The 15047-nt window shown below is 39.4% G+C and carries 14 protein-coding genes and 1 pseudogene; 3 read left to right on the top strand and 12 right to left on the bottom strand.

The features are described 5' to 3' along the window. From ltrA to HT678_RS02635, 9 genes are all read right to left on the bottom strand, one after another. Positions 1 to 877: group II intron reverse transcriptase/maturase (ltrA, locus tag HT678_RS02675; protein WP_172924567.1), on the bottom strand; the 877-nt coding region annotated here is incomplete at its 3' end. A 773-nt stretch (positions 878 to 1650) separates the two neighbouring features. Then, positions 1651 to 2769: a choline binding-anchored murein hydrolase CbpD gene (gene cbpD, locus HT678_RS02670; protein WP_000698583.1), complete on the bottom strand. Its 1119-nt coding sequence runs from the start codon at positions 2767 to 2769 to the stop codon at positions 1651 to 1653. An 88-nt stretch (positions 2770 to 2857) separates the two neighbouring features. Continuing rightward, entirely contained in the window at positions 2858 to 3124 is a 267-nt protein-coding gene (locus HT678_RS02665) for a Veg family protein (protein WP_001278160.1), read from the bottom strand. A 1-nt stretch (position 3125) separates the two neighbouring features. Continuing rightward, positions 3126 to 4478, bottom strand: coding sequence for a replicative DNA helicase (gene dnaB, locus HT678_RS02660; RefSeq protein WP_000852490.1), 1353 nt, complete (start codon positions 4476 to 4478; stop codon positions 3126 to 3128). 43 nt (positions 4479 to 4521) lie between these two features. Further along, entirely contained in the window at positions 4522 to 4974 is a 453-nt protein-coding gene (gene rplI / locus HT678_RS02655) for a 50S ribosomal protein L9 (protein WP_000864214.1), read from the bottom strand. After that, positions 4971 to 6944 carry a DHH family phosphoesterase gene (locus HT678_RS02650; protein WP_172924566.1) on the bottom strand — a complete coding sequence of 658 codons (1974 nt, stop codon included), beginning with the start codon at positions 6942 to 6944 and terminating at the stop codon, positions 4971 to 4973. Before HT678_RS02650 ends, rplI begins: the two co-directional genes overlap by 4 nt. Positions 6945 to 7079: 135 nt before the next feature. Further along, positions 7080 to 7628, bottom strand: a complete 549-nt coding sequence (gene raiA, locus HT678_RS02645) for a ribosome-associated translation inhibitor RaiA (RefSeq protein WP_000599099.1) — start codon at positions 7626 to 7628, stop codon at positions 7080 to 7082. A gap of 79 nt (positions 7629 to 7707) precedes the next feature. Further along, a complete protein-coding gene (locus tag HT678_RS02640) occupies positions 7708 to 8370 on the bottom strand; it encodes a ComF family protein (protein WP_023936284.1) in 663 nt (220 codons plus the stop codon). Beyond that, a complete protein-coding gene (locus tag HT678_RS02635) occupies positions 8367 to 9665 on the bottom strand; it encodes a DEAD/DEAH box helicase (protein WP_172924565.1) in 1299 nt (432 codons plus the stop codon). Before HT678_RS02635 ends, HT678_RS02640 begins: the two co-directional genes overlap by 4 nt. Before the next feature lie 55 nt (positions 9666 to 9720). On the opposite strand from HT678_RS02635, the gene HT678_RS02630 reads away from it, so the two are divergent. The 3 genes and pseudogenes from HT678_RS02630 to cysK all read left to right on the top strand — a co-directional run bounded on the left by HT678_RS02630 (position 9721) and on the right by cysK (position 11567). Further along, positions 9721 to 10356, top strand: coding sequence for a YigZ family protein (locus tag HT678_RS02630; protein ID WP_055387779.1), 636 nt, complete (start codon positions 9721 to 9723; stop codon positions 10354 to 10356). Between the two features lie 104 nt (positions 10357 to 10460). Then, positions 10461 to 10544, top strand: a pseudogene (locus HT678_RS11430) (PH domain-containing protein); the annotation flags it as partial. 96 nt (positions 10545 to 10640) lie between these two features. Further along, positions 10641 to 11567, top strand: a complete 927-nt coding sequence (gene cysK, locus HT678_RS02625) for a cysteine synthase A (RefSeq protein ID WP_023936280.1) — start codon at positions 10641 to 10643, stop codon at positions 11565 to 11567. A gap of 121 nt (positions 11568 to 11688) precedes the next feature. Here cysK and tsf read toward each other — a convergent pair whose 3' ends face one another. From tsf to HT678_RS02610, 3 genes are all read right to left on the bottom strand, one after another. Further along, the gene (gene tsf / locus HT678_RS02620; RefSeq protein ID WP_023936278.1) at positions 11689 to 12729 is read right to left on the bottom strand and encodes a translation elongation factor Ts; all 1041 of its coding nucleotides are present in this window, start codon (positions 12727 to 12729) and stop codon (positions 11689 to 11691) included. Positions 12730 to 12807: 78 nt separating this feature from the next. Next, the gene (rpsB, locus tag HT678_RS02615) at positions 12808 to 13587 is read right to left on the bottom strand and encodes a 30S ribosomal protein S2 (protein ID WP_000268466.1); all 780 of its coding nucleotides are present in this window, start codon (positions 13585 to 13587) and stop codon (positions 12808 to 12810) included. Between the two features lie 222 nt (positions 13588 to 13809). Then, positions 13810 to 14997, bottom strand: coding sequence for a CHAP domain-containing protein (locus HT678_RS02610; RefSeq protein ID WP_023936275.1), 1188 nt, complete (start codon positions 14995 to 14997; stop codon positions 13810 to 13812). Positions 14998 to 15047: the final 50 nt, after the last annotated feature.

The following is a 15047-nucleotide window of genomic DNA, read 5'->3' as shown; positions in this document are numbered from 1 at the left end:
TCCGAACACTATCTTGATGTGGACGACTTTTCCAACCATCTGATGATTTCCAGAACCCAAAACCTAAGTATTTCAGCTCTCTTGGTCTGGTAATCTTAGTCTTGGTCATATTTACTTTCAAACCTAGCCGTTTCTCAATAAAACGACTAACTGAATACATCACACGCTTAGCGGCTGCCTCGCTTCCGACCGTCATCACACAATCATCTGCGTAGCGCACAAATCGAAGTCCCCTCTTTTCTAATTCCTTGTCCAATTCATTAAGCATGACATTGGATAAGAGAGGAGATACATTTCCTCCCTGTGGTGTGCCAACTAGCGTTTTATGACGTTGACCATTAATGATAACACCTGAATGAAGATACTGACGAATCAAGGATTCCCTATCTCCGTCTTCGATAATATTATGTACTAAGGACATCAATCTATCTTGAGGAACCCTATCGAAAAATTTCTCTAGGTCTATATCCACTATCCACTCATAGCCGTCATTTAAGTACTCTAAGAACTTCCTGATGGCTTTTTCACATGACCTATTTGGTCTGAAGCCATAACTCGTATCTGAGAAATGGGGTTCACAAATGGGGCTCATGACTTGGACAATGGCCTGTTGAATCATTCTATCCATAACTGTTGGAATTCCTAGTTGACGGATGCCTCCGTTTGGTTTAGGAATCTCAACTCTAAGAACTGGTTGAGGCTTATATTTTCTCTGTTTTATCAGTTCCTTAGTCAAGCGCCAGTTTTGTCTGAGATAATTATCCATCTCTTCTATAGTCATTCCATCAATCCCAGCTGAGCCTTTATTGGATTTTACTTGATTGTAGGCTTCCAGCATATTTTCGCGTGATAATATCTTATCTAGCAATTTTGACATGTGCCTATTCCTTTCTTGTTTTGGTGCCTGAGGGACATCTTATATTGGTGAGCCTTCAGCTAGTCAATACGTGACAGACTCCAGTTCTATCAGACCGCTTGTTTTACAGACACAAGTGAAGTAGGATTACTTCGATCTGTCGTTTTCTCTTTCTAGCGACAGACCTCAAACAGTCTCTCCCCAGACTGTTTGAGTATTCACCCCTTCGCTCCACTTCCATTACAGAAGTTTCCTCACTACTATGGGTTCAGCTGACTTCTCATGATTCCTTGTTCTACGCTTTCAGCGCTCATGAGACCTCACGGGATAAGTCCTACATCTTTCCTCGTTTATACAAGATATGAGGACGTTAAAAGGTTAGAGTGAAAATAGGAAATCTGACGCAGAGTCTTTAGACTCTAGAAAGATTTATCTTTTTCACACAAACCTTAGTCCGAATTCAATTACTCTCGTGATTTACGCATATGGGTTACGACTACCTTTTTGGACTTTAGAGTTTCTGGCCCCCTTATCCGCTATATACGCCTTACTATCACGTTCCTGTTCGTAGAGCCACGATTTCGCTATCCCTTCCTCTGACGATTCTTATTTCCAGTGTCAGACTTAAAACGGTCTATCCCCAGACCGTTTTAATCCGCTACCTCACGATAGTCAGGCTTGGGAATCGCTATTGGGTTCACCGGTAGCAGGTGCCCACCGAGGACTTACACCTCAGATGCACGACATGCCCGTCGTACCAGAAAAGAGCAGGAAAAATTTCCTACTCCAATTTTCTACACTCGTTCTCCATCACTGTTTACTCTGTAGCCATCCACCGTCGTATTAACAGCTAGGGCACCTGAAGAGTAAGAATAATACCACTTACCAGAAACTTGATACCAACCTGTTTTCATTGCCCCTGAACTATCCAGATAATACCACGAGCCATTTTCCTTTAACCATCCTGTCTGCATTTCACCAGATAATTTCAAATAATACCAGCTAGAACCGTCTTTCAGCCAGCCTGTTGATTTAGAACCATTTGATTTGAAATGATACCAACTACCATTTATTTTCTTCCAACCGACAGTTGGACTACTATTGGATCTATAGCTAGAGCTATTTCCTGATTGATTCTGATAATTTTGTGAAGAAGTCACTCCCTCTAGCTGTATATAGCGACGACTTCCGTTATAAGCCGTATAACTCAACCACTTGTAGCCATCTTTTTCGAGAATTTGATCATAATGAACCTTCTCCCCAGGATAATAGTAATCAATCACAGTTGCGCTAGCTAGAGGTTGATTTTTGATAGCTGACTTAGTCTTAAAATAATGTGTGCCCCCTGTTGAAGCTAAGGATTGACTAGTCCCAACACTGCCACCAGCCAAATCTTTAAAATGAATAAATCCTGTCATCGTATTTGCTTTTATACTTCGTTTATTATAGGCTTCTGTATAACCATAGTTATATTCCTCGATCTCAATCTGATCTCCCATTACATTTGACACCCAGGCAACATGCCCATAAGTTCCTGCAGTAGACCAAGCAATGGAGCCAATCGTCGGTGTATTATCTACACGATAGCCTTCACGACGAGCACGATGCCCCCATTCATTCGCATTTCCATAAGCCCTTGGAATCTCAAAACCATTGACATTACTCAAACGAAAGGCTGCGAAAGAAGTACACTGACGAGAATACATGCGCCACTGATCAATCTCCTGGCTCCCATTTTTATAATAAGCAGGATAATCATCTCCACGCGCAATCGATCCATTCCCTCCAGAGTAGGCATAGACACTATCACCCGCTGCTAGCATCAATCCTACTACTAAAAAAGAAACAAGCTTTTTAACTGACATCTTCAAGTAATAACTTGTCCCTCTTGCTATAAACGGTAAAATTTTCATTCTTCCTCCTTGAAAAATAATATAAATCGAAGATTGCCTTCACTTAAACTATTCGGAGAAAAAAGAAAAAGTGAGAAAATTTCTCACTTTAGTCCAGATAATGAATCAAATTCTTTTCTGTAAGGATATCTGAGTAGGTAAAGGATTCAACGTAAACATTAGCTTGTTTATCTCCTTCAACGTTCCCAAATTCCACAATAAATAGGGATGGATAAACTTCAATTAACTTACCCAATCTATTTTTTTGGCGCTTGCGCCCATTTTCCAAAGTCATTTCAATTACATGACCCTCATGCGCCTTGATTTCCTCTTTGATTTTTTTCATCTTGGCTACATCTGTAAATGCATCTGACATCTTATGCCTCCCTCTTTGAGATACTTGAAAATTTATTGTATTCTTTTTGGAAAATCAATTCCACAGTTCCACGAGCTCCACTACGGTTTTTCTCGATAATAACTTCCACCTTATTATTTGGTATGCCTTCCTCTTCTTCACCACCACGCTCATAGTAATCGTCGCGATAAAGAAAGGCTACGATATCAGCGTCCTGCTCGATAGACCCAGATTCACGAATATCAGACAAGACTGGTCTTTTATCCTGACGTTGTTCTACACCACGAGACAACTGACTCAGAGCGATTACTGGAACCTTCAGTTCCTTGGCTAGGATTTTCAACTGACGTGAAATTTCTGAAACTTCTTGTTGGCGGTTTTCTCGCCCAGTTCCCGTGATAAGCTGTAAGTAATCTATCAAAATCAAACCTAGATTGCCCGTTTCTTGAGCCAGTTTACGAGAACGAGAACGAATCTCTGTAATTCGAATCCCTGGCGTATCATCGATATAGATACTTGCGTTTGCTAGGTTCCCTTGAGCAATGGTATATTTTTGCCACTCCTCATCGGTCAATTGACCTGTACGGATAGAATGCGACTCAACCAACCCTTCTGCCGCTAACATACGATCGACTAGACTTTCCGCACCCATTTCCAGCGAAAAGATAGCAACCGTTTTGTCCAACTTAGTCCCAATATTCTGAGCGATATTCAAGGCAAAAGCTGTCTTACCAACCGCCGGACGAGCTGCTAGAATAATCAACTCCTCCTCGTGTAGACCAGTCGTCATATGATCCAAATCACGATAACCTGTCGCAATACCTGTAATATCGGTCGTTTGTTGCGAGCGAGCTTCCAGATTTCCAAAGTTGACATTCAACACATCTCGAATGTTCTTAAACCCGCTTCGATTAGCATTTTCACTGACATCAATCAGGCCTTTTTCTGCCTGAGCAATGATTTCATCAGCTGGTTGCGACGCTTCGTAAGCTTGGTTGACAGACTCTGTCAACTTAGCGATTAATCGCCGTAACATAGCCTTTTCTGCAACGATTTTAGCATAATACTCCGCATTAGCAGAAGTTGGCACAGAATTGACAATCTCAACTAGGTAAGACAGGCCACCAATATTCTGTAAATCCCCTTGATTATCAAGAATGGTGCGAACCGTTGTTGCATCTATGGCATCACCACGATCGGATAAATCGACCATGGCTTGGAAAATCAAACGATGGGCATACTTAAAAAAGTCCCGAGACTCAATGTATTCTCGCACAAAAACAAGTTTACTCTCATCAATAAAGATAGCCCCCAAAACAGATTGCTCAGCTAAGATATCTTGAGGTTGTACTCGTAACTCTTCTACTTCTGCCATCAGACTTCCCTTCCTTTTACAATCTTGTCAAGAAGGTGTAAACTTATCCTTCTTTCACACGAAGATTGATTACACTTGTGATATCTTGATAGATTTTCACTGGCACATCAATCAAACCAACCGCTCGAATCGGAGCTTGTACTTGAATATGACGTTTATCAATCTTAATTCCAAATTGCTTTTGCAATTCTTCTGCAATTTTCTTATTGGTAATAGAGCCAAAGGTACGACCATCTGGACCAACTTTTTCAACAAATTCTACAACCGTTTCTTCTGCTTCAAGTTGGGCTTTAATTGCTTTTGCTTCTGCAATCATCTCAGCGTGAGCTTTTTCTTCAGATTTTTGTTTACCACGAAGTTCACCTACAGCTTGGGCAGTCGCTTCTTTTGCTAGGTTCTTTTTGATAAGAAAGTTTTGCGCATACCCTGTTGGTACTTCCTTAATTTCGCCTTTTTTACCTTTTCCTTTGACATCTGCTAAAAAGATTACTTTCATTCTTCTTTCTCCTTTTCCTTTATTTCATTTAATACAATTTCTGTCAGTTTTTCACCTGCTTCTGACAAGGTTGAATCCTTAATTTGAGCTGCTGCCAAATTAAAGTGGCCTCCACCTCCCAGCTCTTCCATAATCCGTTGTACATTCAGCTTACTACGACTGCGAGCTGAGATAGAGATAAATCCTTGTGTATTCTTCGCAAGAACAAAACTCGCTTCAATACCTGACATAGCTAACATGGCATCTGCTGCCTTACTAATAACAACCGTATCATAGCATTTCGAGTCCTTAGCCTCTGCTATTAGTACATCTGAACCTAATTTACGCCCCTGTAAAATCAGTTCATTGACCTCACGATATTCTTCAAAATCTGTCGCAGCAATTTCTTGGATAGCAATACTATCACTTCCTCTCGTTCTGAGATAGCTAGCAACATCAAATGTCCGACTGGTAACTCGCGAGGTGAAATTTTTAGTATCCAACATCATACCAGCCATTAAGACACTTGCTTGCATACGACTCAAACGATTTTTCTTAGAATTCTGGAACTGAATCAATTCTGTTACCAACTCGCTGGCACTGCTTGCACCACTTTCGATATAAGTAATAACTGCATTGTCTGGGAAATCCTGATCCCTTCTATGGTGGTCAATGACGATGGTTTGGGTAAATAAATCATAAAATTCTTTTGATAATGTTAAGGCTGTCTTTGAATGGTCTACAAGAATCAACAAAGAACGATTGGTCACCATCCCCATTGCATCCTTAACAGACAACAACTTCGTAACTCCTTCTTTTTCTAAAAATGAAACAGCTCGTTCAATATCTGGAGACATTTGTTCTTCATCATAAAGAGCATAGCTATTTTCAATCACATTGCTGGCGAACAACTGCATACCTACAGCAGAGCCCAAAGCATCCATATCTAAATTTCTATGCCCAACTACAAACACTTGATCCACACTACGAATCTTATCAGATATGGCTGTCATCATTGATCGAGTACGGGTACGAGTGCGCTTGATAGACGCAGCCGACCCACCGCCAAAGTAGACTGGATTTTTCGTTTCATCATTCTCCTTGACAACCACCTGGTCGCCACCACGTACTTCAGCCAAGTTCAAGTTGAGCAAAGCAACTTTCCCTATCTCATCATGATTTCCATCGCCATAAGAAAATCCCATACTTAAGGTCAAGGGCAACTGTCTCTGTTTCGACTCTTCTCTGAAAGCATCAATAACAGAAAATTTATCATTCATCAAGCCCTCAAGCACCGTATAGTCCGTAAATAGATAAAATCGATCCATACTTACCCGACGAGAAAACATCATGTATTTTTCTGAAAACTCTGATATAAAATTAGCTACAAAACTATTGATTTGACTAATATCTGACTCAGAAGTTGCATCCTCCAAATCATCATAATTATCCACAGACACAACTCCAATCACTGGTCGACTCGTTACTAATTCATCTGTTATGGCTTGCTCCCTGGATACATCTACAAAATACAAAACACCGGAAGAAGCATCCATATGAACAGCATAACGCTTCTCACCCAGCTTGGCATAAGTAGACGGATTTCCTACTGAAGCCTTGATAATCGTTTGAACAGCTTCCAAATCAAAATCACCATCTTCCTTGGTCAAAATCAATTCAGCATAGGGATTAAACCACTCAACCTCTCCAGAAGATAAATTCAATTTCATAACACCTACAGGCATCTGTTCCAATAGAGATGTCAAACTTTCTTCCGCTTGGTGGTTTACATACTGTATCTGTTCTACATCACTCCTTGTATAATGCACTCTCAGTTTCTTAAATAAAAAAACATAGCCTCCTACAAAAAGAAACAAAATTAAAACCGTCAACAGATTATTATTAATAAAAATAATGAAAGTGGATAAGACTCCAAACGCAATCAATCCTACTAGAATAGGAAAAATTGGACTTACATAAAATTTTTTCATTCAAAACCTCTTGGCACCCATTATACCATAATACCCCTCAAAAAGCGACTTTTTAAAAGTGTAATCAGTAATTCTATCAATTATAAGAAAAAGGTAGTTTACAATTCAGTAAACCTACCTTTACACATATTGAAATTAAGATTCTTTAACCTCTAACAAACCAATTTCGCCATCCTCACGACGATAAATCACATTGGTTGTCTGATCTTCAACATCCACATAGATAAAGAAATCATGCCCCAATAAATCCATTTGTAGAATTGCTTCTTCCAAATCCATTGGTTTTAAATCAATTTGTTTTGAACGAACAACTTTAGACTGGACAACATTTGAATCTTCCACCAAAGCATCTGTAAATAATTGACCAGTTGCTACCTTATTTTTATTTTTACGCTCGATTTTTGTTTTATTTTTACGAATCTGACGTTCAATTTTATCAGTTACAAGGTCAATTGAACCATACATATCTTGAGATACATCTTCTGCACGAAGAGTAATAGAGCCAAGCGGAATCGTTACTTCCACTTTAGCAGTTTTTTCACGATACACCTTCAAGTTAACTCGAGCATCCAACTCTTGTTCAGCTTGAAAATACTTTTCGATCTTTTCGAGTTTAGAAACTACATAATCACGAATTGCTTCTGTTACTTCTAGGTTTTCACCACGTATACTATATTTAATCATATGAGTACCTTCTTTCTAAACATTTTTGTTTTTATGATTTTATTATAACGCTTTCATTCTATTTTTGCAAATTTTTTCCTCATCTTACAAGGGAAAATGTTTTTACATCCTTAGCACCAGCTTCTTCCAACAGTTTCTTGACACGATTTATAGTTGCTCCTGTAGTATAGATATCATCTATAAGTAGGATTTTTTTAGGAATAGTGACTCCACTTTTTATAAAGAAAGGAAGTTCTGTCCCCAAGCGTTCTGAACGATTTTTAGAAGAACTGGCTCTCTCTTCTCTTTTCCCTAGTAAATCCAGATACGAAAAACCTGCTGCCTCTACCAAGCCCTCAACCTGATTAAATCCTCTGTTAACATATCTATCAGGACTTAGGGGAATGACTACAAATTGATACTCTTTGTACTTTTTTAACTCCTCACTTAAAACTGAAGCAAACACTTTTCTTAAAAGGAAGTCTCCATCAAACTTATACCGACTGAAAAAATCCTTCATAGCTTGATTGTAAGTAAAAATCGCTCTATGACTGACTTCAACTCCTTCTTTACACCAAAATTGACAACCTTGACACTTTGTTGACAATCCTATTTTCATACAGTTTGGACAGTGCTCTTCTCCAATCCTCTCAAAAGTAGAATCACAATCTAAACAAAGACAGGAGGCATCATTCTTCAGAAGTAAGAGACTACTAAAAGTTAAAACAGTCTTCATAGTCTGCTCACATAACAAGCACTTCATAGACCAGCCTCCTTATTCATCATCTGAATTTCCTTAATCGCCTTCTTAATTGAAGCATTTAACCCATCATGGAAGAAAAGCAAATCTCCTGTCGGTCTATCCATACTTCGTCCAACTCGTCCACCAATTTGAATCAAACTAGACTTGGTAAACAAACGATGATTAGCCTCTACTACGAAAACATCCACACAAGGGAATGTAACTCCACGCTCCAAGATTGTCGTACTGATAAGTATTGTCAGCTCCCCATCTCGAAAAGCTTGTACTTGCTCTAATCGATCCTCTGTTACAGAAGATACAAAGCCAATTTTCTCATTTGGAAATTGCTCCTGTAAGATTTCTTTTAACTGCTCCCCTTTCTTAATTTCTGAAGCAAAAATAAGTAACGGATAACCTGTCTTTCTCTGCTTATCAATATAGGACTTTAACTTTGGCGACAAACACTTCTTATCTAAGTAGCGATTAAAATCCGATAACCAAATTGGTTTTGGAATAATCAACGGATTTCCATGAAACCGTCTCGGTAAGCTCAATCTTTTTAGTTCTCCTAAACGGACTTTCCTATCTAACTCATCTGTCGAAGTCGCTGTTAAAAAGATTCTCAATCCATTCTCCTTTACACTATTCTTGACAGCATGGTAAAGCGTGGGATTGTCAACATAAGGAAAGGCATCTACTTCATCCACTATCAGCAAATCAAAAGCTTGATAAAACTTCAATAACTGATGGGTCGTCGCAACAACTAGTGGTGTTCGAAAATACGGCTCTGATTCTCCGTGTAGTAAAGATATCTCGCAAGCAAAATCATCTTGCAGGCGCTTATACAGCTCCAAACAAACATCTATGCGAGGACTAGCCAAACACACTGCACCACCTTCATCAATCACTTTAACCACTACTTGATAAATCATTTCTGTCTTTCCAGCTCCTGTTACCGCATGAACTAAGGTTGGCTTTTGCTTGTCTACTGCTTGAAGTAGTCCCTCTGACACCTTCTCTTGAAAAGGAGTTAATTGGCCGCGCCATTTGAGAACATCTTGCTTCGGAAAATCCTCCTGCGGAAAATAGTATAAAGTTTGATCACTTCTGACTCGCTTCATCAGCAAGCACTCTCGACAATAGTAAGCACCGATGGGCAAATACCATTCTTCTAGAACAGTACTATTACAACGTTGACAGAAAAGTTTCCCCTTCTCCTTTCTCATTGCTGGAAGTTTCTCCGCCAACTGACGTTCTTCTTCTGTTAATTCATTCTCAGTAAATAAACGACCGAGATAATTTGGATTTACTTTCATACTTCTTTATTCGTAAAAACTAGCACTTTAGATGATTTTTTAGTACAATTAAATCATGGAATTTAGAACAATTAAAGAGGACGGTCAAGTCCAAGAAGAAATCAAAAAATCTCGCTTTATCTGCCATGCCAAGCGTGTTTATAGCGAAGAAGAGGCTCGTGACTTCATTACTGCCATCAAAAAAGAACACTACAAAGCGACACATAACTGCTCTGCCTTTATTATTGGAGAACGTAGTGAAATTAAACGTACAAGTGATGATGGTGAGCCTAGTGGTACTGCTGGTGTTCCCATGCTTGGGGTACTAGAAAATCACAATCTCACCAATGTCTGTGTGGTTGTGACACGCTACTTTGGTGGTATTAAACTAGGCGCTGGAGGACTAATTCGTGCTTACGCCGGCAGTGTCGCCTTAGCTGTCAAAGAAATTGGCATCATTGAAATAAAGGAACAGGCGGGCATTGCTATTCAAATGTCTTATGCTCAGTACCAAGAGTACAGTAACTTTCTTAAAGAACATAATCTCATGGAGCTGGATACAAACTTTACAGATCAAGTCGATACGATGATTTATGTTGATAAAGAAGAAAAAGAAACTATTAAAGATGCACTGGTAGAATTTTTTAATGGAAAAGTCACTTTAACTGATCAAGGTTTACGCGAAGTTGAGGTTCCTGTAAACCTAGTGTAAACAATAGATAATACAGTGTTTCACTGATATTTCCACCGCTACTTTAATTAGCAAAATAAAAAGATGCGTACCAAAATATACTAGAAAATGAAGCAATTCAAACGAAACCTGATATCGTTTTCCTTTACACCTATTTACTAGAATTAGCTGAACACAATCGCTTAAAAATTAATGGCTTAGACCTGTGATATAAAAAAATCCTATCACTTCGATAGGATTTCTATATTTTACAAATGGTATAGATAGCGTTATACTAGAAATATCTTATACAAAGAGGTATTCATATGTCTATTTATAACAACATTACTGAACTAGTCGGTCAAACACCGATTGTTAGACTCAACAACATTGTGCCAGAAGGTGCTGCAGATGTCTATGTAAAACTTGAAGCATTTAATCCTGGTTCATCTGTAAAAGACCGTATTGCCCTTAGCATGATTGAAAAAGCTGAACAAGATGGTATTCTGAAACCTGGTTCTACTATTGTTGAAGCAACAAGTGGAAACACTGGTATTGGACTTTCATGGGTAGGGGCTGCTAAAGGGTATAAAGTTGTCATCGTTATGCCTGAAACTATGAGTGTAGAACGCCGTAAGATTATCCAAGCCTATGGTGCTGAACTCGTCCTTACGCCTGGTAGCGAAGGAATGAAGGGTGCTATTGCTAAGGCTCAAGAAATCGCTGCTGAACGTGATGGCTTCCTTCCTCTTCAATTTGACAATCCAGCTAATCCAGAAGTACACGAAAGAACAACAGGAGCTGAAATACTAGCTGCTTTCGGTAAAGATGGACTAGATGCCTTTGTTGCTGGAGTGGGTACCGGTGGAACGATTTCTGGTGTTTCTCATGCACTCAAATCAGCAAATTCAAACATTCAAGTTTATGCAGTGGAAGCTGATGAATCTGCTATTCTATCTGGTGAAAAACCTGGTCCTCACAAAATTCAAGGTATCTCAGCTGGATTTATTCCTGATACACTTGATACTAAAGCCTATGATGGTATCGTTCGTGTAACATCAGATGATGCTCTTGCACTCGGACGTGAAATTGGTGGAAAAGAAGGCTTCCTTGTAGGGATTTCCTCAGCTGCAGCTATCTACGGAGCCATCGAGATTGCCAAAAAATTAGGTACAGGTAAAAAAATCCTTGCTCTAGCACCAGATAACGGTGAACGTTATCTCTCTACAGCACTCTATGAATTTGAAGTTTAGTCTCCTAAATACAATTGGCCCTTATTATAGGGCTTTTTATTTTTACCTTGAAAATAGGAAGCTCTCCCTATAAGGATCGACTGCATAGAAAAAAGGAAGCAAATTTACTTCCTTTCTATAATTAGTTATTCAAGGCTGCTGCCATTGTAGCTGCAACTTCAGCTTCAAAGTCGTTTGCAGCTTTCTCAATACCTTCACCAACTTCAAAGCGAGCGAACTCAACTACTGAAGCGTTAACTGATTCAAGGTATGCTTCAACTGTCTTGCTGTCATCCATGATGTAAACTTGTGCAAGAAGTGTATAAGCTTGGTCAACTTTAGTGTTGTCAAGCATGAAGCGATCCATTTTACCTGGGATAATTTTGTCCCAGATTTTTTCTGGTTTGCCTTCTGCAGCCAACTCAGCTTTGATGTCAGCTTCAGCTTGAGCAATCACTTCATCAGTCAATTGTGCTTTTGATCCATACTTCAAGTGTGGAAGAGCTGGTTTGTTAACCATTGCACGACTTTCGTTATCTTGGTCGATAACGTGGTTCAATTGTGCCAACTCATCTTTAACAAATTGCTCATCCAATTCTTTGTATGAAAGAACTGTTGGTTTCATCGCTGCGATGTGCATTGAAATTTGTTTAGCAAGTGCTTCGTCTCCACCTTCGATTACAGAGATAACACCGATACGTCCACCGTTATGTTGGTAAGCTCCAAAGTGTTGTGCGTCTGTTTTTTCAATCAATGCAAAGCGACGGAATGAGATTTTTTCTCCGATAGTTGCTGTTGCAGATACGTATGCAGCTTCAAGAGTTTCACCTGAAGGCATTGTCAAAGCAAGAGCTTCTTCGTTGTTAGCTGGTTTTCCTTCAACGATTGCTTTAGCTGTTGCGTTTACTAACTCAACAAATTGAGCGTTTTTCGCAACGAAGTCAGTTTCAGCATTTACTTCAACAACTGCTGCAATGTTACCGTCAACATAAACACCAGTCAAACCTTCTGCAGCAACACGGTCAGCTTTCTTAGCTGCCTTAGCCATACCTTTTTCACGAAGCAATTCAATCGCTTTTTCGATGTCACCGTCTGTTTCTACAAGCGCTTTTTTAGCGTCCATAACACCGGCACCAGATTTTTCACGCAACTCTTTTACAAGTTTAGCTGTAATTTCTGCCATTTTGATTCTCCTATATTTTTTAAAAATAGGAGAGCCGGGCTAAGCCCCGCCCTCCTAGGTAATTACTATTTATATAAATTAAGCGTTGTCGCCTTCTACAACTTCAACGATTTCTTCAATTGAATCTGCTTGAGTTTCTGAAGCTGCAAATTCTGCTTCAACTGCTACTGCATCCTCACCTTGACGTCCTTCGATGATAGCGTCAGCCAATTTAGCTGTGATCAATTTAACAGCACGGATAGCGTCATCGTTAGCTGGGATGATTACATCAATATCATCTGGATCAGTATTTGTGTCAACCATCGCTACAACTGGGATTCCCAATTTTTTAGCTTCTTTAACAGCGATTTGCTCTTTATGTGGGTCAACTACGTACATCACATCTGGGATACGAGGCATATCTTCGATACCACCCAAGAATTTTTCAAGACGCGCACGTTGTTTGTTAAGAAGTGCAACTTCTTTCTTAGGAAGAACTTCGAAAGTTCCATCTTCTTCCATACGTTTGATTTCTTTCAAACGAGCGATACGTTTTTGGATTGTTCCCCAGTTTGTAAGAGTTCCACCCAACCAACGGTGGTTGATGAAGTATTGACCTGAACGTACTGCTTCTTCAGCAACTGCATCAGCTGCTTGTTTCTTAGTACCAACGAACAATACAACTGCATCGTTAGCTGCTGCATCACGCATGAAGTCGTATGCTTGGTCAGCATATTTTACAGTTTGTTGCAAGTCGATAACGTGGATTCCGTTACGTTCAGTAAAGATGTACTTAGCCATCTTAGGGTTCCAGCGACGAGTTTGGTGACCAAAGTGTACACCAGCCTCAAGAAGTTGTTTCATTGAAATTACTGCCATGAGTATTTCTCCTTTTTGTTTTTTCCTCTTCTTGACTTCAACTCGCAAAACGACCCAAGGGCAACTGCTTCACAATTCATCAAGAATGAGTATTATCGTTCATACGACAATTTTTATTCTACCATACTTTTTCGATATTTTCAAGCTATTTTGATGGGATTTTTAATAGTTATTGTCTCTGGTAAAATCTGAAAAGAGGGCTCTATTCGAGTCCCTCTATAATTAGTCTGCATAAATATATGTTACAAAACCTTCAGAAGTCGTTGTTGGATTGAACCATCCACGGTGATTTCCAATTGTACGATTCCCAGCATAATTTGATTCTGATACTTGGATACGTGTTGTTGATTCAACAGCTGTAACAACCGCTACGTGACCATATCCACCATCGTTCCAACATGCAATTGCTCCAACTTGAGGTGTTGAACCTGTACGGAAACCTGCTGCTGCTGCACTTGTGGCCCACTGTGCTCCATTACCCCAATAGTCTCCAGCCCAAGGTGCTAATGTTTTAACTCCCCATGTACATTCACCAATTGGATAAGTTGAAGCATTTGTACTGTATGTTGGGCGTTGTTTGACTGCCACAGGAGTATATGTTGTTGATTCCGAAGAAGCTACAGCTTGAACCTGTGCTGCAAAAGTCGTATTTCCAGAAGCAACAACTGTTTGTTGTTGACTTACTTGTTTTGCCTTATAAGCTGCTTCTGCTGCCGCAGCTGCACGAGCCTCTGCCTCAGCTGCTGCTTTTTGCTCTAATAGACTTGCTTTTTCCCCTTCAGCTGTCGCTTTCTCAGCAGCAAGACTCAATTCAGCAGCCTTTAGTTCTGCCTGTTTCGTAGTCAATGCTTGAGCATCATCAGCTAATTTTTGTTGATTAGCAATTACAGTATTGATAGCATCATTATTTGCTACTTGTTTTTCAGAAATAGCTTTTTTATCTGCCTTTTGTTGTTCTAACATTTTGTTGTTCGCAGATACGATTTCACTCATTGCAGTAACACGTGAAATAGCTTCTGTAATTGATTTTGAGTTTACAATGGTATTGATATAGCTAGTTGCAGCTCCATTTGTTTGAGCACTACGAGCTTGTTTTTCCAAAGATTGGTTACGAGAAACAATGTTTTTGGAAAGTTCTGTAATCTCACCCTCGAGTTTCTTAGATTCTGCTTGTAATCTATCATTTTCAGATTGCAAGTTAGATTGCTCTGCTTGAATCGCAGATACTTGCTCCTGAATTTGATCAACTTGTTTTTGTGCTTCTTCTTGTTGTGCTGTTAAATTACTAATTTTATTATCTTGAGCAGCAATTTTGTCATCAGTCGTTTCTGCATGGGCAGTCGTCAATACTGCTGCCTGGGAAACCATTACTGTACTTAATAAAAGCGAGGCTAAGATTTTTTTCTTCATGGCTAATAAATACTCCTTCTGTTTAAGACAATACTAGTATACCAAAAAAA

The sequence above is a fragment of the Streptococcus sp. 3167 genome, assembly GCF_013277175.1.
GTDB lineage: Bacteria > Bacillota > Bacilli > Lactobacillales > Streptococcaceae > Streptococcus > Streptococcus pseudopneumoniae.
This window is presented reverse-complemented; position numbering and strand designations above follow the sequence as displayed.

Bases quoted from the DNA above. Each gene is read 5' to 3' on its own strand.
- rpsB (WP_000268466.1), bottom strand. From the start codon at position 13,587: ATGGCAGTAATTTCAATGAAACAACTTCTTGAGGCTGGTGTACACTTT.
- rplI (WP_000864214.1), bottom strand. From the start codon at position 4,974: ATGAAAGTAATCTTTTTAGCAGATGTCAAAGGAAAAGGTAAAAAAGGC.
- HT678_RS02610 (WP_023936275.1), bottom strand. From the start codon at position 14,997: ATGAAGAAAAAAATCTTAGCCTCGCTTTTATTAAGTACAGTAATGGTT.
- HT678_RS02635 (WP_172924565.1), bottom strand. From the start codon at position 9,665: ATGAAAGTAAATCCAAATTATCTCGGTCGTTTATTTACTGAGAATGAA.
- tsf (WP_023936278.1), bottom strand. From the start codon at position 12,729: ATGGCAGAAATTACAGCTAAACTTGTAAAAGAGTTGCGTGAAAAATCT.
- HT678_RS02665 (WP_001278160.1), bottom strand. From the start codon at position 3,124: ATGTCAGATGCATTTACAGATGTAGCCAAGATGAAAAAAATCAAAGAG.
- raiA (WP_000599099.1), bottom strand. From the start codon at position 7,628: ATGATTAAATATAGTATACGTGGTGAAAACCTAGAAGTAACAGAAGCA.
- HT678_RS02650 (WP_172924566.1), bottom strand. From the start codon at position 6,944: ATGAAAAAATTTTATGTAAGTCCAATTTTTCCTATTCTAGTAGGATTG.
- dnaB (WP_000852490.1), bottom strand. From the start codon at position 4,478: ATGGCAGAAGTAGAAGAGTTACGAGTACAACCTCAAGATATCTTAGCT.
- cysK (WP_023936280.1), top strand. From the start codon at position 10,641: ATGTCTATTTATAACAACATTACTGAACTAGTCGGTCAAACACCGATT.
- HT678_RS02640 (WP_023936284.1), bottom strand. From the start codon at position 8,370: ATGAAGTGCTTGTTATGTGAGCAGACTATGAAGACTGTTTTAACTTTT.
- cbpD (WP_000698583.1), bottom strand. From the start codon at position 2,769: ATGAAAATTTTACCGTTTATAGCAAGAGGGACAAGTTATTACTTGAAG.
- HT678_RS02630 (WP_055387779.1), top strand. From the start codon at position 9,721: ATGGAATTTAGAACAATTAAAGAGGACGGTCAAGTCCAAGAAGAAATC.